This window comes from Streptomyces sp. NPDC006643 (genome assembly GCF_042870175.1).
Lineage (GTDB): Bacteria > Actinomycetota > Actinomycetes > Streptomycetales > Streptomycetaceae > Streptomyces.
Genome location: NZ_JBIAHA010000022.1, coordinates 110924 through 128462, shown reverse-complemented (window position 1 = coordinate 128462; position 17539 = coordinate 110924). Strand labels below are relative to the sequence as shown.

General features: G+C 71.2%; 15 protein-coding genes and 1 pseudogene. 12 read left to right on the top strand and 4 right to left on the bottom strand.

Translation table 11 applies throughout. From position 1 onward, the window contains the following. Window positions 1–27: 27 nt before the first annotated feature. The 8 genes from ACFYNU_RS28180 (at window position 28) to ispG (ending at window position 9173) form a co-directional block, all read left to right on the top strand. Window positions 28–1200, top strand: a complete 1173-nt coding sequence (locus tag ACFYNU_RS28180; RefSeq protein ID WP_356596825.1) for a hypothetical protein — start codon at window positions 28–30, stop codon at window positions 1198–1200. After that, window positions 1193–2173, top strand: a complete 981-nt coding sequence (locus tag ACFYNU_RS28175) for a sugar phosphate isomerase/epimerase family protein (RefSeq protein ID WP_356596827.1) — start codon at window positions 1193–1195, stop codon at window positions 2171–2173. The genes ACFYNU_RS28180 and ACFYNU_RS28175 overlap by 8 nt, the downstream gene beginning before the upstream one ends. Next, window positions 2170–3504, top strand: a complete 1335-nt coding sequence (locus ACFYNU_RS28170; RefSeq protein WP_356596829.1) for a M20/M25/M40 family metallo-hydrolase — start codon at window positions 2170–2172, stop codon at window positions 3502–3504. Before ACFYNU_RS28175 ends, ACFYNU_RS28170 begins: the two co-directional genes overlap by 4 nt. A 3-nt stretch (window positions 3505–3507) precedes the next feature. Then, window positions 3508–4641 carry an Ldh family oxidoreductase gene (locus ACFYNU_RS28165; protein ID WP_356596831.1) on the top strand — a complete coding sequence of 378 codons (1134 nt, stop codon included), beginning with the start codon at window positions 3508–3510 and terminating at the stop codon, window positions 4639–4641. Window positions 4642–4760: 119 nt separating this feature from the next. Next, entirely contained in the window at window positions 4761–5687 is a 927-nt protein-coding gene (locus ACFYNU_RS28160; protein ID WP_356596833.1) for a Gfo/Idh/MocA family oxidoreductase, read from the top strand. Beyond that, window positions 5687–6184, top strand: a complete 498-nt coding sequence (locus ACFYNU_RS28155; RefSeq protein ID WP_356596835.1) for a DUF6917 domain-containing protein — start codon at window positions 5687–5689, stop codon at window positions 6182–6184. Before ACFYNU_RS28160 ends, ACFYNU_RS28155 begins: the two co-directional genes overlap by 1 nt. Window positions 6185–6213: 29 nt before the next feature. Next, the gene (locus ACFYNU_RS28150; RefSeq protein WP_356596837.1) at window positions 6214–8019 is read left to right on the top strand and encodes a 1-deoxy-D-xylulose-5-phosphate synthase; all 1806 of its coding nucleotides are present in this window, start codon (window positions 6214–6216) and stop codon (window positions 8017–8019) included. Beyond that, window positions 8016–9173, top strand: coding sequence for a flavodoxin-dependent (E)-4-hydroxy-3-methylbut-2-enyl-diphosphate synthase (ispG, locus tag ACFYNU_RS28145; RefSeq protein ID WP_388767543.1), 1158 nt, complete (start codon window positions 8016–8018; stop codon window positions 9171–9173). The genes ACFYNU_RS28150 and ispG overlap by 4 nt, the downstream gene beginning before the upstream one ends. A gap of 27 nt (window positions 9174–9200) precedes the next feature. On the opposite strand, the gene ACFYNU_RS28140 is transcribed toward ispG, so the two are convergent. Both ACFYNU_RS28140 and ACFYNU_RS28135 read right to left on the bottom strand, forming a co-directional pair. Beyond that, window positions 9201–9668 carry an NUDIX domain-containing protein gene (locus tag ACFYNU_RS28140; protein WP_356594928.1) on the bottom strand — a complete coding sequence of 156 codons (468 nt, stop codon included), beginning with the start codon at window positions 9666–9668 and terminating at the stop codon, window positions 9201–9203. After that, window positions 9668–10084: an ATP-binding protein gene (locus ACFYNU_RS28135; RefSeq protein WP_356594926.1), complete on the bottom strand. Its 417-nt coding sequence runs from the start codon at window positions 10082–10084 to the stop codon at window positions 9668–9670. The genes ACFYNU_RS28140 and ACFYNU_RS28135 overlap by 1 nt, the downstream gene beginning before the upstream one ends. A 126-nt stretch (window positions 10085–10210) precedes the next feature. Here ACFYNU_RS28135 and ACFYNU_RS28130 point away from each other — a divergent pair, with 126 nt between their 5' ends. Continuing rightward, on the top strand, window positions 10211–11560 hold the full coding sequence (locus ACFYNU_RS28130; protein WP_356594924.1) for a hypothetical protein: 1350 nt from the start codon (window positions 10211–10213) through the stop codon (window positions 11558–11560). Window positions 11561–11601: 41 nt separating this feature from the next. Here ACFYNU_RS28130 and ACFYNU_RS28125 read toward each other — a convergent pair. After that, window positions 11602–11745 (bottom strand): annotated as a pseudogene (locus ACFYNU_RS28125) (DUF1905 domain-containing protein); the annotation flags it as partial. A 51-nt stretch (window positions 11746–11796) separates the two neighbouring features. On the opposite strand from ACFYNU_RS28125, the gene ACFYNU_RS28120 reads away from it, so the two are divergent. The 3 genes from ACFYNU_RS28120 (at window position 11797) to ACFYNU_RS28110 (ending at window position 14694) form a co-directional block, all read left to right on the top strand. Continuing rightward, window positions 11797–12573 (top strand): aminotransferase class IV family protein, encoded by a 777-nt coding sequence (locus ACFYNU_RS28120; protein WP_356594934.1) that lies wholly within the window; start codon window positions 11797–11799, stop codon window positions 12571–12573. A 124-nt stretch (window positions 12574–12697) separates the two neighbouring features. Continuing rightward, a complete protein-coding gene (locus tag ACFYNU_RS28115) occupies window positions 12698–13915 on the top strand; it encodes a glycosyltransferase family A protein (protein WP_356594922.1) in 1218 nt (405 codons plus the stop codon). 29 nt (window positions 13916–13944) lie between these two features. Continuing rightward, window positions 13945–14694 (top strand): hypothetical protein, encoded by a 750-nt coding sequence (locus tag ACFYNU_RS28110; protein WP_356594920.1) that lies wholly within the window; start codon window positions 13945–13947, stop codon window positions 14692–14694. A 147-nt stretch (window positions 14695–14841) separates the two neighbouring features. Here ACFYNU_RS28110 and ACFYNU_RS28105 read toward each other — a convergent pair whose 3' ends face one another. Further along, on the bottom strand, window positions 14842–17400 hold the full coding sequence (locus tag ACFYNU_RS28105) for a LuxR C-terminal-related transcriptional regulator (RefSeq protein ID WP_356594918.1): 2559 nt from the start codon (window positions 17398–17400) through the stop codon (window positions 14842–14844). Window positions 17401–17539: the final 139 nt, after the last annotated feature.

Here is a 17539-nt window from a genome sequence, read left to right as displayed (position 1 = left end):
GATCTCCTCAAGAGCGAAGGTCACGTCATGCTGAACACGTTCATCGTCGGCGGCGGGCGAGCCGGCCTCGGGCTGCACTGGCCGGTGCTGCGTAAGCTGCGCGCCCTGCCGGACGAAACCGGCCGGTGGTCACCGGACCCGCCCGTGGTCTGGGACGTCCAGGACATCCACGAACAGGCCCTGGCCGAGGGCCTGGTGCCGGCGGACTCACTGGCCCACGCCGCCAAGCTGGCGGACCCCGCCCGTACGGTCGTCCATCTGTGCACGCCACCGGTCGACCGGTTCGCCACGCTCCAGGAGCTGGCCGACCTCGGCTACACGCGCATCGTGGTGGAGAAGCCGATGGCCGTCGGTGTCGCCGGTCTGGAGGCCATCGACATGCTGGCGCGGGTGCGCGGTCTGCGGCTGCGGGTCGTGTCGCCGTGGCTGGCCAGCTCGCTCACCCATGAACTGGCGGAGCTGGTGCGGTACGGCGCGGTGGGTGAGCTGGGTGACCTGCGGTCGCTCTCCTTCACCCAGTTCAAGCCGCGCTGGACGCGCACCCTGCGCTCCAACAACCACACCACCGCCTTCGACGTGGAGCTGCCGCACTCGCTCGGGGTCGCGCTGCGGCTGGCGGGGGACGCGCGCATCGTGGACGCCGCGCTGACGGACATGCGGATCGGCGACACCGTCATCCCCAAGATGGGCAGCGCCCGGCTGACGCTCCAGCACCACAACGGCGTGACGACGGAGATAGCCTCCGACCTCACCTCGCCGATCCGTGAGCGCCGCATCGGGCTCCGGTTCGACACCGGTCATGTCGTCGGCCACTACCCGATCAGCGATGTCGACCACCATGCCAGCCTGACCGTCCACGACGGCGCGGGCGGCGGTGCGGCGAGCCCGCGGATCCTCTTCGACGACGCGCTGACCACCTATATCGACCACGCCTACCGGGACTACGAGGCGGGCGCGGACCGGGCCGGCGGCTCGGGCGCCGGCTCCGGCGTCGGTTCGGGCGGCTGGGACGACTACGCGATAGCCCGGCGGGTGGTCCAACTGCTCCAGGAGGCCCACCTGATGGCCGCCGCCCGGGAGGCGCGGGCCGGGTCGGACCCGGGGTCCGGCTCCGGGGCGGCCGACGGCTCGTCGGGCCCCCGGGCGCCGCTGACGGGCGTGTCGACGTCACCGCAGGGCGGCGGTGCGGACCATGAGTGACACCGGCACGACGGGGAGCGCCCCGACCGGCACCGGCCCGACGGGCGTCGACCCCACGGATGTCGACCCGACCGGCACCGCACCGACGGGGAGCGCCCCGACGGGCGTCGCCCCGACCGGTATCCGGCTGAGCGGTATCGGCGACGAGGCCGCCCCCGGTCTCGACCGTCAGATCGAGGCCGTGCGGCGGCTCGGCTGGGACAGCGTCGAGCTGCGCTCGGTCGACGGCGTCCCCCTCGCCGACCTCGACGGACCGGCCTTCGACCGGGTGGCGGGGCAGCTCGCCGACGCCGGTCTCGGGGTCAGCTGCGTCGACTCACGGATCGGCAACTGGGCCCGTACGGTCGTCTCCCCCTTCGCCGACGACCTGACCGAGCTGGACCGGCTCGCCGACCGCTGCGACCGCCTCGGCACCCGCCTCGTACGGATCATGTCGTACCCCAACGCCGGTCTGCCGGACGCCGATTGGGAGCGGGAGGTCCTCGACCGCACGCGCCGCCTCGCGGCCCGCGCCGAGGACGCGGGGCTGGTGCTGGTGCACGAGAACTGCGCCGGCTGGGCCGCCACCGACCCCGCGCGCATGCTCCGGCTGCTCGACGCCGCCGACAGCCCCGCGCTGCGGCTGCTCTTCGACGTCGGCAACGGCATCGCGTACGGCTACGAGGCGTACGACCTGCTGGCGGACATCGCGCCGTACGTCGCCCACGTCCATGTGAAGGACGGCACCGGCGACACGAGCGCCCAGTACTACTCGCTGCCCGGCGACGGGAACTGCCGGGTCGCGGACTCGCTGCGGGTGCTGTTCGCCCGGGGCTACTCCGGTGTCGTGTCGATCGAGCCGCACATCAACATCCGCCCCCACGAGGGGTGGTCGGACCCGTCCGGGGACTACGTGGACGAGTTCGTGGCGTACGGGCAGCGGCTCGAAAAGCTCCTCGGCGAGCTGGACCACCCGGCGGTGACCCGCCCATGACCTACACCGCCGCCCAGCAGCCCCGCCGGATCAACCCGTGCGCCGCCGCCGGGCTGACCGAGTCCGACCGGGAACTGCTCCTGCACCTGCTCGCCCTGCGTACGACCGGACCGCTGGAGACCGGCGGCGGCGAACCGGTGGAGCTGTGGGAGGCGCAGAGCGCGTACGCGGAGGCGGCCGGCCGGCTCGGCTTCCGCGTCGTCCACCACGCCCCCGCCGGACCCGACGCGCTCACCGGCGCCGACGTGCCCCGCGCGGTCGCCCAGGCCGCCGAGACCCAGCCCGGATTCCTGGACTGCCAGCCGAACATGGTGCTGCGGCTGGGACCCGAACTGCCGCGCGAGGCAACGGTGATGTTCAACGTGCACCTGGACACCGTCGCGGGCGGCGGCCCCGTCTCGTTCGGCGGTTCACGCTTCTACGGGCGTGGCTCCATCGACGCCAAGGGCCCCGCCGTCGGACTCCTCGCCGGGCTGCGCGGCGCCCTCGCCGCCTCCCCCGCGCTCGGCACCGAGGTGGGCGTGCTGATCCAGCTCGTCTCGGGCGAAGAGGGCGGCGCCATGGGCGTGTTCGGCACCAAACCGCTGGTCGAGCAGGGGTACGTGGGGCGGCTCAACGTGTTCTGCGAGCCGACCGGGCTGCGCGTACTGAGCAGGGCCACCGCCTCCATGACCGCCCGTCTGCGCGTCGACGGCCGCGACGGCATCGACGACGAGCCGGGCGCGGGCCACAACGCGACGGTGCTGCTGGGCTATCTCGCCCAGCACCTCGCCACGGAACTGCCGCCGTACGCGGTCGACGGACAGGTCTGCGTCGCCGGCATGAACACCGGCTCCATGCACAACAAGGTCTACGGCACGGGGCAGTTGCTGATCAATCTGTCGTACGGCTCCAAGGACACCGGGCGCAAGCTGGAAGCCGCGCTGGACGATGTGCTGCGCACCGGTGTGGAGCGGTTCCGCGAGCGCTTCGCCGACAGCCCGACCTTCGCCACCACCGCCCGCGACGCCGCGCGCGTGACCCATCTGGACTGGCTGAAGCGGGGGTTGCCCGCGCTCTACGCCGACGACGCCTGGGTCGGCGAGCTGCTGCTGGACCGGGCGGGGCTCGCCCCGTGGCCCGCCGAACTGCCCGCGTTCACCTGCGACGCGATCTGGCTGGCCGGCGTACCCGGAACCTCGACGGTGGTCTTCGGCCCCGGCGATCTCGGCGCCAACCAGGCCCACGCGGAAGGGGAGTTCGCCGATCTGGCGGACCTCGACCGGTACGCGCGGCACATCGGGCGCCTGCTCATCTCCTTCGCACGCAATCGGCTGGATCAGGGGAACTGACCTATGACGACGAGCACTTCCACCACGGCCTCCTCCGTACGGGTGGACCTCACCGAGCTGACGGAGTTCACCGCCGCCGTGTTCCGGCACCACGGCCTGCCCGCCGGGCGGGCCCTGACCGCCGCGCACGCCTTGGTCCACGGCGACCTGACCGGTATCACCTCGCACGGTCTGACCAACCTCACCCGCCTCTATCTGAAGCTGTTCGACGACGCCCGCTGCGACCCGGCCGCCGAGCCCGAGGTGCTGGCCGACCGGGGCGCCGCCGTCCTGCTCGACGCCCACCGCGCCCTCGGCCTCTGGTCTGCGAGCGAGGCCGTCGACCTGGCCGCCGAGCGCGCCGTCCAGTACGGCGTCGGGCTCGTCTCCGTCCGCGACGCCACCCATCTGGGCTGCGCCGGTGCCCACGCCAAGCGTGCGGCGGACCGGGGCATGATCTGCCTGCTCGTCTCCAACTGCGGCCAGCAGCGCATCATCCGGCCCCCCGGCGGGCAGGCGGCGCTGCTCGGCACGAACCCGCTCGCGTTCGCCGCTCCGGCGGGTCCGCGCCCCCCGCTCGTACTCGACATGAGCACCACCGTCGTCCCGACCGGCCGCGTGCGCGGCGCGGCGCGGGCCGGGCAGCCGATCCCGGAGGGCTGGCTGGAGGACCGGGACGGCCGGCCGGTGACCGATCCGCACGCGCTGGACCGGGGCGACGGCTATCTGAAGTGGCTGGGCGGCGATCCGGCCACCGGGGCGTTCAAGGGATACGGGCTCGGCCTGCTCGTCGAGGTCCTCGGCGCGCTGCTGCCGGGCGCCGGGCTCGGCCCGGCGACGGAAGCCTGGTCCGGCACGGGCAGCCCCAGCGGCCAGGACGACAACATCGGTTTCACCGTGCTGGTCGTCGCGCCCGCGGAGCTGCGTACGCCCGAGGACTTCGAGGCGCAGACGGCGGGGATGTTCGACGCGCTGGTCGGCTCCCCGGCGGTGGACGAGGACCGGCCGGTGCGCTACCCCGGCTGGTTCGAGGCGGAGCGCGCGACGGAGCACGGCAAGAGCGGCGTACCGCTGTCGCGGTCCCTGTTCGAGGAGCTGGTCGCGGTGGCGACGGAGCGGGGGCTCACGGCGCCGGCGGCGCTGCCGACGCCCAACTGACGTACGCGCGGCGTCATCCACGGCCCCGCGCCACCACCGCCCCCCGCGCCATTCGCCGTCCCGGCCCGTTCACCGTCCCGGCCCATTCACCGCCCAGCGTCATCAAGGAGGACACAGACATGAAACCCCTGCGGATAGGCGTGGTGGGGCTCGGGGTCATCTCCCGGTTCTACCTCGACGCCTTCCCCGGACTGCCCACGCTCGACCTGGTCGCGGTCTGCGACCTGCGCGAGGAGGCCCTGGCCCCGCACCGCGAGGCCGGCCTGCCCTGCTACCGGGACCACCGGCGGATGCTGGCCGAGGCCGGACTCGACGCGATCGTCGTGAACGTCCCCAACGACGCGCACGCGGCGGTCTGCCGGGACGCGCTGGAGGCGGGCGTCGCGGTCTGCGTGGAGAAGCCGCTCGCGCTGGACCTGGCCGAGGGCCGCGCGCTGACCGAACTGGCCGTGCACGGTGGGTCGGTGCTGTTCACCGCCTTCCACCGGCGCTACAACGACAACGTGCTCGGGCTGCTGCGTTCGCTGCCCGCCGACGCGTCGGCCGTCGAGTCGGTGACGGTCCGCTATCTGGAGAAGATCGAGGAGCACGTCGGCGCGGACCGCTGGTATCTCGACCCGGCGCGCTGCGGCGGCGGCTGCGTCGCCGACAACGGCCCCAACGCCTTCGACACGCTGCGGCTGTTCCTCGGCGAGCTGACCGTCGAGTCCGCCGAGGTCGTACGCGACGAGGAGGGCGTCGACCGGCAGGCGCGGGTGGCGCTGCGCTCCGCCGGCGGGGTGCCCGCCACGGTGGAGCTGGACTGGTCGTATCCGCACGGCGAGGCGAAGGACGTCACCGTACGGCTCAAGGACGGCACCGAGCACCACGCCGACATGCTCGCGGGACACGACGGGTTCAAAAGCTCCCTGAAGCATGAATACGTGGGCGTGCTGGGCGAGTTCGAGCGGGCGGTACGCGCCGGCACGGACGCCTCCCGCGCCGGGCTCGCGATGCTGGAGCTGGTCGACGCGACGTACGGCACGGAGCGGGCGGAGGCGGTCTGATGCCGAACAGAACGGCGAACAGGACGGCGTACGGTCCCGAGGTCCCCGCGCTGATCGAGCCCAGCCCGGAGAACGGCGACAAGCGCACGGTCAGGTCCGAGGTGGTCAAGGTGCTGCGCCACCGCCGTACGGACCGGGGGATGCGCCTGGAGGAGTTCGCGTCCCGCTGCGTACGCCAGGGCGAGCTGCACGAACTGGTCACCACCGACCATGTGGAGACCGAGGAGGGCGCTCGTATCGACCGGGTCGGCTTCCTGGGCTTCGTGGAGATCTCGGTGGCGGGAGTGCTGGACCGGGGCGACATCGTCCTCGTCGACGGGGAGCCCATCGGCACGCTCCTGGGCTTCGACGCCTGCCACTTCCCCAACCACTACAACGTACTGATCCACACCGCCTGGACGCTCACCGGCCCCGAGGCCGGACTGCGCCCCGGCTCGCAGGTGACCTTCCGGCCACCGCCGTCCACGGCCGGCGACCCGGGCACGGCCCGCCCGTGACAGCCCCGTACGACATGGAGGATTCGGTCATGCCACTACTCGACGAGATCGCGGCCCCTCGCGATCTCCGCGCCCTCACCGCGTCGCAGCTGGACCAACTGTCCGGCGAGATACGCGAGTTGATGATCGAAGCGGTGTGCCGCTCGGGCGGCCATCTCGGCCCCAACCTGGGCGTGGTGGAGCTGACCATCGCACTGCACCGGGTGTTCGACTCGCCGAGGGACACGCTGCTCTGGGACATCGGCCACCAGACGTACGTACAGAAGGTGCTGACCGGCCGGCGGGCCGGTTTCGGCGGGCTGCGGACGCGCGGCGGGCTGTCCGGCTACGCCTCGCGCGCCGAGTCCGAGCACGACGTGATCGAGAACTCGCACGCGTCGACGGCGCTCAGCTACGCGGACGGCCTCGCGCGCGCCCGCGAGCTGAGCGGCGACACGGACCGCGCGGTGGTCGCCGTGATCGGGGACGGGGCGCTGACCGGCGGCATGGCGTGGGAGGCGCTGAACAACCTGGGCGGCGCGCGGCAGCGCCCGGTGATCGTGGTGCTGAACGACAACGAGCGCTCGTACGCGCCGACGGTGGGCGGCCTGGCGGCGCATCTGGCGCGGCTGCGTGCGGGGGCGGGCTCGGGGGCGGGTTCCGGCTCCGGCTCGGCGAATGTCTTCGAGGAGTTCGGGTTCGGCTATCTCGGTCCGGTGGACGGGCATGACATCGCCGCCGTGGAGGAGGCGCTGGGCCGGGCACGCGCGCTGGGCGGCCCGGTGGTGGTGCATGTGGTGACGGAGAAGGGACGGGGCTGGGAGACGGCGGAGACGAACGAGCTGGACCGCTGCCACGTGGTCCGCGCGACACCGCCCCCTTCGCCTTCCCATGCCTCTGCCTCCCCTCCCTCGCCTCCCTCCTGGACTTCGGTGTTCTCGGACGAGATCGTCCGGATCGGATCGGAGCGCCCCGATGTCGTCGCGATCACGGCGGCGATGGCGGAACCGGTCGGACTGCTGCATTTCCAGGGGAAGTTCCCGGCGCGCACGATCGACGTGGGAATCGCCGAACAGCACGCGGCAGCCGCGGCGGCCGGCCTGGCACTGGGCGGGCTGCATCCGGTGCTGGCCATCTACGCGACGTTCGGCAACCGCATGATCGACCAGATGGTCACCGACATCGCCCTGCACTCGGCCCCGGTCACCCTGGTGCTGGACCGCGCGGGCATCACCGGCGACGACGGCGCCAGCCACAACGGCATGTGGGACCTGACGCTTTTCCAGGCCGTGCCCGGCATCCGTATCGCCGCGCCGCGCGACGGTACGCGACTGCGTGAACTGCTCCGCGAGGCGGTCGCCTGGGACCAGGGCCCGACGGTGCTGCGCTTCCCCAAGGGCACGACCGGCGCGGACATCCCCGCCATCGACACGACCGACGGCTTCGACGTGCTCCACAACGCGCCCGGCCGTGACGTACTGATCGTCTCGGTGGGCCCGATGGCCCGTCTCGCGCTCGACGTCGCGGGCCGGCTCGCGGACTCGGGTGTCGGGGCGACGGTGGTCGACCCGCGCTGGGTCGCACCGGTCAACCCCACGCTGGTGGAGGCCGCGGCGTACTTCAAGCACGTGATCACCATCGAGGACAGCGGGCGCGTGGGCGGCGTGGGCACGGCGTTCGCACAGGCCCTGGGAGACGCCGGGATCACCACGCCCGTACGCAACTTCGGGATCCCGCGCGAATTCCTGGACCACGGCTCACGGGCCCAGGTCCTCGCCCACTGCGGCCTCACCGCCGACGCCGTCACCACCGAGGTGCTGGCCCGGCTGACCCCGGAAAGGACACTCACTCCATGACCACCATCGCTTTGGGCATGCCCGACGTCCCGACGAAGCTCGCCGACCGGAGGGTCAGTCGACAGATCCAGGTCGGTTCGGTGGCTGTCGGTGGGGATGCGCCGGTGTCGGTGCAGTCGATGACGACGACGCGGACGTCGGACATCGGGGCGACGTTGCAGCAGATCGCGGAGCTGACGGCGTCGGGGTGCCAGATTGTGCGGGTGGCGTGTCCGACGCAGGACGACGCGGACGCGTTGGCGACGATCGCGCGGAAGTCGCAGATCCCGGTGATCGCGGACATTCATTTCCAGCCGAAGTATGTGTTCGCGGCGATCGATGCCGGGTGTGCGGCGGTGCGGGTGAATCCGGGGAACATCAAGCAGTTCGACGACAAGGTGAAGGAGATCGCGAAGGCGGCGTCGGCGGCGGGTACGCCGATCCGTATCGGGGTGAACGCCGGGTCGCTGGACGCGCGTCTGCTGAAGAAGTACGGCAAGGCCACCCCCGAAGCCCTGGTGGAGTCGGCGCTGTGGGAGGCGTCGCTGTTCGAGGAGCACGGTTTCCGGGACATCAAGATCTCGGTGAAGCACAACGATCCGGTGGTGATGGTCAACGCGTACCGTCAGCTGGCCGCGCGGAGTGATTATCCGCTGCATCTGGGGGTGACGGAGGCGGGTCCGGCGTTCCAGGGGACGATCAAGTCGGCGGTCGCGTTCGGTGCGCTGCTGAGTGAGGGGATCGGGGACACGATCCGGGTGTCTTTGTCGGCTCCTCCGGCGGAGGAGGTGAAGGTGGGGCTTCAGATTCTGGAGGCGCTGAATCTGAAGCAGCGGCGGCTGGAGATCGTGTCGTGTCCGTCGTGCGGGCGGGCGCAGGTGGATGTGTACAAGCTGGCGGATCAGGTGAGTGCGGGTCTGGACGGGCTTGAGGTTCCGTTGCGGGTGGCGGTGATGGGCTGTGTGGTCAACGGTCCGGGTGAGGCGCGCGAGGCGGACCTGGGGGTGGCGTCGGGCAACGGGAAGGGTCAGATCTTCGTCAAGGGCGAGGTCATCAAGACGGTGCCCGAGTCGAAGATCGTCGAGACCCTCATCGAAGAGGCGATGAAGATCGCCGAACAGATGGAAAAGGACGGCGTCCCCTCGGGCGAACCACTGGTGGTGGCGGGCGCATGATCAGCCGTACCTGGGAGGCTCCCCACCTCACCACCCATGCTCCACGAGCCCACCGGAGCCTCCCAGGTACCCGAGGAGCCCTTCCTTCGGATACTCGATGACATCGTCGGGCAGCTCATACACACTGAACCACCGCAGCCCCAGACACTTCCCGGGCTCCCTGTTGACGGGCTCCCCGTCCCAGTCGGTGGCCTCGAAGAAGAACCCGATCCGCTCAACGGTCTCGCTCTGCCGATGATGCACGACCTGCACCAGCCGCAGGTGCGCGGGCTCAACCTCAACCCCGGTCTCCTCCCACAACTCCCGCGCGGCACCCCCGCTCAGGGTCTCCCCCCGATCGAGCTTCCCGGACGGCATGTGCCACCGCCCGTAGCCGTACGGACCTCCGCGCTGCGACAAGAGGAGCTTGTCCCCGTCGCGGAGGAATACGTGCGTGTCGATGACGGGCTGGGCTTCGATGTCCGAGCCGCGCGGCGGCCCCTCTTTCGGGTGCATCAGCCGGCCACCGGCCCGATCGGAACCGCGCACCACGTGCAGGTGCCTTTCCGCCCCCACTCGCGAGCGAAGTACGCGACGAGCCGCATCCCCCGCCCGCCCTCGTCCTCCAGGCCCGCTTCCCGTACCTCGGGGCTGCCGGCCGAGTGGTCGTCCACCTCGATCAGCACCTCGCCGCGGTCAACGCAACTCAGACGCATCAAGACGGAGTCGGCGCTGCCGTGGACGATCGCGTTGGTCACCATCTCGCTGACCACCAACTGCACCGTCCCGACCGCGTCGCCATCCCTGACACCTGCTTCAGCGAGCACGTCAGCAGCGACGTGACGCGCGGTCGCCACATGCCGGGGATCGGCGTCGAACGACATCGCAGCGTGCGTCGTCGTCTTGTCAACCGCCGTGATCACGCTGGTCACCACACGTCTCCTCTCGTGACCGCTTTTCGTCGCGGTGTGTGTAGAGCTAACTCCGCAACGTGCTCGGACCGGTACCGTGAGAAGCGGGGACAACCATGAAAGCCATGAATTGACCGGGGAGTTGGCATGGCGAAGGCATCCCAGAACGCTCGAAACTCCGGGCTCGAATCCCTGCTTGAGCAGACGCGATGGTCACGGACCCAGTTCGCCAACGCCGTCAATCGCGTCGCGGCCCAGGTCGGTATCTCTCTCAAGTACGACCAGTCCGCCGTCTCGCACTGGGTGGCCGGCACCCAGCCGAGGGAACAGGTGAGACCGGTGATCATCGAAGCGCTCGAACGCAAGCTCGGGCGGCCCGTGACGTACGCGGAAGCGGGGCTTCGGCCGCCGAAGGGCGGCAGCGGTTCGGACAGTGGGGACACTGTCGAGTCCCTGTTGGATCTCGGAAGGGCAGACATGGACCCGTCCCGCCGTGGAGTTCTCACCGCCGGCCTGTACTCGGCCGCCCTCGCCGTACCTCTGTTCGCCGGCGAGGCGAGCGCCGAGGAGCGGGACCGCGCCACCAGGCCCACCACCCACATCGGCGCCGGCGAAGTGGCAACGGTGCGGACGATGACCGATCGCATCGCGGACATCCTCGACGAGCTCGGAGGCGGTCACGCCAGGCCGATGGCGGCGGCCTTTCTCGTCAACACCGTTGCCCCGTACCTGCGGGCTTCCGCCTCGGATCAGGTCAGACGAGACATGCTTTCGGCGGCCTCGGACCTGACGTACCTCACTGGCTGGATGGCGATGTTCGAGCGTGAGCACGGGCTCGGACAGCGGTACTACGTCAAGGCGCTGGACATCGCCCGCGAGGCGAACGACCACATGACGTACTGCCGTACTCTGCGCGGCATGAGCCTTCAGGCGTCCAACCTGGGTTACGGGCGAAAGGCTCTGGAACTCGCGGACTCGGCGGCGGAGGCGGCCCCGCAGGCCGGCCCGCGCCTCGTCGCCTTCCTTCGTGGCCAACAGGCGCACGCGGCGGCCATGGTGGGCGCCGAGCGTCAGGCGTTCGCCCGGCTGCGCGAGGCCGAGTCGGCGCTGTCGAAGGCCGACGCCCGCAGGGAGTCCATCGGCGGCTACGACCAGGCCGCCTACCAGTTCCATGTCGCCCACGTGCTGTACGAGACCGGTGACCTGCCGGGCTCGATCGCGGCCCTGAAGACGGCGCTGCGGGCGCAGCCGAAACAGGAGCGCCAGGGGCGGGTGCATTTCAACGCGGTCATGGCTCAACGCCAGTTCCAGCTCGGTCACATCGAGGAGGCGTGCTCGACATGGGGCGCGTTCCTGGACGGCTACACGAGCCTGTCGACCGCGCGCGGCGACGAGCACTTCACGACGATGCGCAAGCGCATCGCCCCGTACGGGAAGGTACGCGCGGTTCGGGAGCTGAGCGCGCGGGCTCAACAGGTCGCGGCACTCAAGGGCTGAACGGCTGACGACCCGAAGAGCCGCGCCCCAGCACGCGGCGTCAGGGCCATGAACGAGCCCTGGAACGGATGACCGTCGATCGTGCCCCGGGCCCTCACCAGGCCGCGGGTGCCGAAGAACTCGGCCGAGTCGGGCCGTACGACATACGTCCAGCCGGCCTGACCTGGTGGCCGGTCTCCCGCCAGGCCGGGCGCCCTGTACGGCGGCCCGCGTCCGCTGTGAGACTGAGTCGTGTGATGGAACTGGACGGGCGGCCCGTCGAACCCGAGTCCCTGAAGGCCATGGCCCTGACCAACTACGGGCACTTCACCTCGATGCGCGTCGACGGTCGGCGGGTGCGTGGGCTCGGGCTGCATGTGGAGCGGCTTGAGCGGGACTGTCGGGCCGTGTTCGGGGTGGGGCTCGACAGTGGGCGGGTACGGGAGTACGTACGCCGTGCCGTGCGCGGGCGGGACGGGGCGTTCGTCGTGCGGGTGAGTGTGTTCGATCCCGGGCTGGACATCGGGCATCCGTCGGCGCCCGCGACCCCGCGGGTCCTGGTGACCACCCGGCCGGCCGGGTCCATGGAGCTGCCGCCGCTGCGGGTCAGGACCGTTCCGTACGTGCGCGACCTGCCCGCGGTCAAGCACTTCGGGCTCTTCGGCACCCTGCACGCGAGGCGGGCGGCGCAGCTGGCCGGGTTCGACGACGTGCTGTTTCTCGGGGCCGACGGGCTGGTGTCCGAGGGAGGCACGTGGAACGTCGGGTTCGTGGACGCCGACGGGGCCGTCGTATGGCCCGAGGGCGATGTGCTGCCGGGCGTCACCATGGCGCTGCTCCGGCGGGACCACGCCCACACCACCGCGCCGGTGACACCCGCGGCCGTACGCGGGATGGCGGCGGCGTTCGCGACCAACACCAGCATCGGCGTACGGGCGATCTCGGCCGTCGACGACGTCACCTTCCCGGCCGAGCATCCGGTGCCGACGGCGATGCGTGAGGCGTATCTGAGGACGCCGGGCGATCTCGTCTGAGGAGCCGGCGGGCAGTGGCGGTGAATCCGGATATAAGCCACGACTTCCCACTGTGAGGACCATCACACATGATGACGGGCGGGAGGAGACAACCAACGAAGTCCGTCTCTTGTCTTGAATTTCGATGAACAACACGTCTGCACCTGATGTCAGTGTGATCGTTGGGGCTTATGAAGCAATGCCCTACCTGATCCGTTGCCTGGAATCGGTGGAGGCTCAGACGCTGGGCGCCCGCCGTATCGAGCTGATAGCCGTCGACGACGGGTCGACCGACGGCACGGGGGAATACCTGGAGGAGTTCGCGGCGCGCAGCGCCGTACCGACCCGAGTGGTGCGTCAGGCCAATTCCGGCGGGCCCAGCGGCCCGCGCAACGTGGGCATGGGGATGGCCAAGGGGCGGTACGTCTTCTTCCTCGACGCCGACGACTACTTCGCCGACGACGCGCTCGCGAACATGGTGGCCATGGCCGACCGCGCCGGCACCGATGTCGTGCTCGGCAAGGTGGAGGGGGTCAACCGGGGCGCCCCCAAGTCGATGTGGCGGCGGACCGCCGACCGCGTGGACGTCTACGACTCGCAGATCATCTTCACGCTCAGCGCGCAGAAGCTGTTCCGGCGCGATCTGATCGAGCGGCTGGGGCTGCGGTTCGACGAAGGGCTGCGGACCGGTGAGGACGCGCTCTTCACCATGGAGACGTACATCCGGGGCAACGGGGTCTCGGTCTTCGCCGACCGGACCTGCTACTACCTCGTCGGCCGCGACGACGGCAAGCACGTCACCAAGAGCGGCGACTACACGCACCGCTTCGACTCGGCCGGCGCCATGCTGGCACTCATCCACGACCTGGTCCCGGCCGGCCCGAAGCGGGACCGGCTGCTGGTCAGGCCCTTCACGGTCGGGCTCATCCAGCAGTTCGGGCCGCGGATCATGAGGGAGTCGGCGGAGGTCCGCCGGCACAAGCTGGAGCTGGCCGCGCCACTCATGGCGGCGTACTGGTCGCCGGAGGTCGCGCGGCGGATCAAGGTCGCCGAGCGGCTGCGGCTGGAGTGCGTCGCGCTCGGCCGGCTCGACCTGCTCGACGACATCCTGGCGTACATCAGGGCCGGTACGGAGCCGGAGGTCGTCCTGCGCGGCCGGGGCCGTACGCCGCATCTCGCCTACCCGCACTTCGGCGACCGCCGGGCCGGCATCCCCGACTCGGCGTACGAGGTGACGATCCGGGACTGGGTGGGCAAGCCGGGGGGCAAGTCGATCGAGCCGCCTCGGCTCACCCGCCAACGCCGGTCACTGACACGGCGGTTGGCACGCGGCGTACGCACCTGGGTGCGCGGTACGCACTAGAAGGCGTGAGGTTCGGGAACACTCTCTCTGTGGACCGAGTAGAGATCATCGAGGGGCAGTCGCGCGCCGCCGAGGCGCTGATCGAGCTGATCCGGACCGGGCGCCCCCCGGTGGACTGGGCGGTGGGTGAGGAGCCCACCCTGTTCGGCATGGTTCCGGACGGGCTCGGCGACATCGAGCGGTACGCCCTGATGGCTCGCTGGGCCGACGTCCTGGGCACGGAACTGCGCGGTGCGTCCAGCACCGTCGACATGTGGGAGGGAGCCTCCTCCGACCCGGAACACTCGGGCGGGCACCCCGTCACACGCAGTTGGGAGTCGCTGGCGGTCGACGCGGTCAAGAACGGCGTACCGGTACGGCTTTCGGAGACGGTGCCGCTCGGCACCAGCACGCGGGCACACAGGTCCTCGCCGCCCGCGCCTTCCACGTATCCGGCCCCCACCGCTCAGCTCAAGGCTGCGGAGGCGCTGGCCGAAGTGCTCAAAACCCCTCTGCCGACGGCCCGTTGGGGACTGTACCTGCGCCACGAGGAGCCTTCGCTCCTCGGGACCGTCCGCGTTCACCGAGCCAAGGCGGCTCGCGCCGATCTCACCGAATGGGCCGACTTCCTCGGGACCGAGGTGCGCTACGGCCGCGAGAAGCGGGACTTCGGCCATCACCGGTGGGGCGAGGTCACCGGCCAGGTACTCGGTGTCCGGGTCGAGGTCAAGGCGGACGTCCGGGCTCCGTCGGCGCTCACCGGATTCTGGCGGGCGCGCACCGGTGCCGCGCCCTCGTAGGTTCGCAAGTCCGCGCCCTCGTAGGTTCGCAAGTCCGCGCCCTCGTAGGTTCGCGAGTCCGCGACTTCGGAGGTTCGCAAGTCCGCGACTTCGGAGGTTCGTAGGCCCGTGACGCCTGGCGCGCCACGGGCCGATCGACGAAGATCCCTAGCCGCGGCCCGCAGCCGCCGGGGCCGCCGTGTCCAGAGGGCGCAGCATGCGGCCCGCCACCTGGACGCGGGACGTACAGCCCAGTTTCTGCATCACCTTGCGCATGTGGTTCACGGCCGTCCACTCCGCGATCCCGAGCCTGCGTGCCACCTCCCGGTTGGTCAGGCCCTCCGTGACCAGCATCGCCACCTCGTGTTCGCGCCGGGTCAGTGAGCCGACGAGGTCCGTGGGGCGGGGCTGGTGTTCGGCCGGTTCGATCAGGGCGAGGGCCAGGGCGACGGCCTCGCCCGGGCTGCACCGGCCGCCCTCCTGCCAGGCTGTGTCGAAGGCGCTGCGGCCCATCCGTTCGCTGACCTGGCCGAGCAGCGTGCGGCTGACGGCCGCCGGCTGGCCCGCCAGCGTGTCGCCGACCCGGCGGCGGAGCGCGTCGGAGGCACCGAGCAGACGAGCCGCCCGCTCCCACACCGCCGCCGTGCGGCCGTACTTGTGGGTGAGCAGTTCGGCCAGGACCGCCAACCCCCGTGCCACTTCCGGCAGATCGCCCCGGTCGTGCAGCAACAGCAGTGCCCGGCAGGCCAGTTGCTCGGCCCGGTCGTAGTCGCCCTGTGCGCCTGTCAGGCCCGCCAGGGTGAGTTTGGCGCGAGCAGCCGAGCGGGCGTCCTCCGTCCGCTCGAAGAGCCGTATCGCCTCCGTCGCGTGCCGCGCCGCCGACACCGTGTCGCCCCGGTCGCGCCGGACCTCCGCGAGGCGGGCCAGTACTGCCCCCCGGCACCACTGACCACCGCCCCGCGGGTCCAGGTCCGCCAGCACGAGGGTGAGCAGATTCTCGGCGGCGGGCAGATCTCCTTCGAGCTGGGTGAGCCTGGCCAGATGCTGGCGTACGGTCGCGATCCCCGGGCCGTCGGCCAGTTCGGTGTACGCCGCCAGCGCCTCGTCCAGCCAGGGCCTGGCGTCGCCCGGGTCGTCGGTCAGGAGCAGCGCCTCGCCGAGCGCCTCCAGCGTGGCGAGCCGCACGCGGACCCGTTCGACACCGAGGCGCAGCGCGGCGGACAGCCAGTGCGTGGCGCTCTCCACCTCGCCGCGCAGCAACCAGTACGGCTGGGCAGCGGTGGCCAGTGTCGCGACCGCCTCGCCGTTGCCCGCCTCGACCAGGAAGTCCAGCGCGGCGAGCACGTCCTGGTGCCAGTGACCGAAGTGTTCGAGCGCCGCCGTCTGCCGCGGTCCCTCCAACTGCCTTCGGATGCCGTGCAGTTGGCGGATGAAGAACACGGCGTGGTCGGCCCGGACGGGCCCCAGCGCGTCCTGGCGCCTGAGGTGTTCCAGGGCCTGCGCCCGGGACCTGCGCAGCATCCAGAAGCGGATGCTGCCGTCCCGCTGCTCCTCGGTGAGCAGCGCGCTGTGGTCGACCATCTCCTCCAGCGCCTGCCGGGTGACGTCCAGCGGGAGTTCGAAGACTCCGGCGGCCTCGGCGACCCCGAAGCTCTCCGTGAACACCCCGAGCCTGACGAGGAGTTCGACGGACGCGGGAGGCAGGCCGAGCGTGTCCACCCCGGCGCCCGACTCCCCTCCCGTCCCCGCCCCCGCTCCCGCCTCTGTCCTCGCTCCCGTTCCTGTCCCCGTCCCCGTTCCTGTCTCCGTGCTCAGTTCGTCCAGCAGCGCGCGCGGCGAGCTGACCTTCAGCCGTGACGCGGCCTGCTCGATCGAGAGCGGCAGACCGTCGAGCATCTGGCAGAGTTTGGCGACGGTCTCGCGGTTCTCCTGCGTGAGCCGGAAGCCGGGCCGTACCGCCTTCGTACGGTCCACCAGCAGCCGTACGGAGTCGACCTGCCCGAGCCGGCCCAGATCCGCGGTGTCGTGAGGCGTCGGCACGGCCAGCGGGAAGAGCGGGACCCGGTGCTCGCCGTACATGCCGAGCACCTGGGTGCCGACGGTCAGCAGACAGAGCCGCCGGGCCGCCGCGGCGACCGCCTCCCACAGCTCGGCGATGCCGCGCGGGGGACGGTTGCCGCAGTCGAGTACGAGCAGGAGGTCCCGCCCGGCGAGATGGTCCCGCAGCAGATCGAGCGGAGCGTCCGGCGAAGTGCCGCCCGAGCCCGTACCCGAGCCGCCCTTGCCACTCGTACTGCCCACGCCCGAGCCGCCCGTACCGCCCGGCGTCAGTTCCAGCGCCTGTGCGACCGCGCGGGCGAGTCCGCCGTCCGCGTCGGTGTCCTCCAGGCGGAGCGTGTCCAGTTCCACGTAGCGCCCGCCGTCGGCGAAGTCGCCGGCGATCTCCTCGAAGAGGGCGCTGGCCAGCCTGCTCTTGCCCACGCCCACCGGGCCGGTGAGGGTGAGGATCTGCCCGTTCGGGGCGGCGGCGCGGGCCTTGAGATCGGCCAGTTCAGCGTCCCTGCCGACCCGGGAGGTGAGCGCGTAACGCGCCCGCTGATGTGTGCTGGGCGAGGTGGTTGACGGAGTGGACGGAGTGACGGACGGGGGCGGGTCGCCGTCCGTCCGCCGTGCCGTTCCGACGATTCGTATGGTTCCTTCTGTTCCTTCGTTGTTCTGCGCGCGCATTCCGGCCCCCGTGGCTCACATAGTTCGCACGACTGACTCCTTGTAACTCTCTCCCCGGGAACCTCACAGGCCCCGTCCAACGATCGGTCAAGGCTCAGTCAGTGAACGTTCACTGACGCGAAAGCCGCCCGCCCCGCCG

Bases quoted from the DNA above. Each gene is read 5' to 3' on its own strand.
- ACFYNU_RS28115 (WP_356594922.1), top strand. From the start codon at position 12,698: ATGAACAACACGTCTGCACCTGATGTCAGTGTGATCGTTGGGGCTTAT.
- ACFYNU_RS28155 (WP_356596835.1), top strand. From the start codon at position 5,687: ATGCCGAACAGAACGGCGAACAGGACGGCGTACGGTCCCGAGGTCCCC.
- ispG (WP_388767543.1), top strand. From the start codon at position 8,016: ATGACCACCATCGCTTTGGGCATGCCCGACGTCCCGACGAAGCTCGCC.
- ACFYNU_RS28175 (WP_356596827.1), top strand. From the start codon at position 1,193: ATGAGTGACACCGGCACGACGGGGAGCGCCCCGACCGGCACCGGCCCG.
- ACFYNU_RS28165 (WP_356596831.1), top strand. From the start codon at position 3,508: ATGACGACGAGCACTTCCACCACGGCCTCCTCCGTACGGGTGGACCTC.
- ACFYNU_RS28180 (WP_356596825.1), top strand. From the start codon at position 28: ATGCTGAACACGTTCATCGTCGGCGGCGGGCGAGCCGGCCTCGGGCTG.
- ACFYNU_RS28120 (WP_356594934.1), top strand. From the start codon at position 11,797: ATGGAACTGGACGGGCGGCCCGTCGAACCCGAGTCCCTGAAGGCCATG.
- ACFYNU_RS28170 (WP_356596829.1), top strand. From the start codon at position 2,170: ATGACCTACACCGCCGCCCAGCAGCCCCGCCGGATCAACCCGTGCGCC.
- ACFYNU_RS28160 (WP_356596833.1), top strand. From the start codon at position 4,761: ATGAAACCCCTGCGGATAGGCGTGGTGGGGCTCGGGGTCATCTCCCGG.
- ACFYNU_RS28140 (WP_356594928.1), bottom strand. From the start codon at position 9,668: ATGCACCCGAAAGAGGGGCCGCCGCGCGGCTCGGACATCGAAGCCCAG.
- ACFYNU_RS28105 (WP_356594918.1), bottom strand. From the start codon at position 17,400: ATGCGCGCGCAGAACAACGAAGGAACAGAAGGAACCATACGAATCGTC.
- ACFYNU_RS28150 (WP_356596837.1), top strand. From the start codon at position 6,214: ATGCCACTACTCGACGAGATCGCGGCCCCTCGCGATCTCCGCGCCCTC.
- ACFYNU_RS28130 (WP_356594924.1), top strand. From the start codon at position 10,211: ATGGCGAAGGCATCCCAGAACGCTCGAAACTCCGGGCTCGAATCCCTG.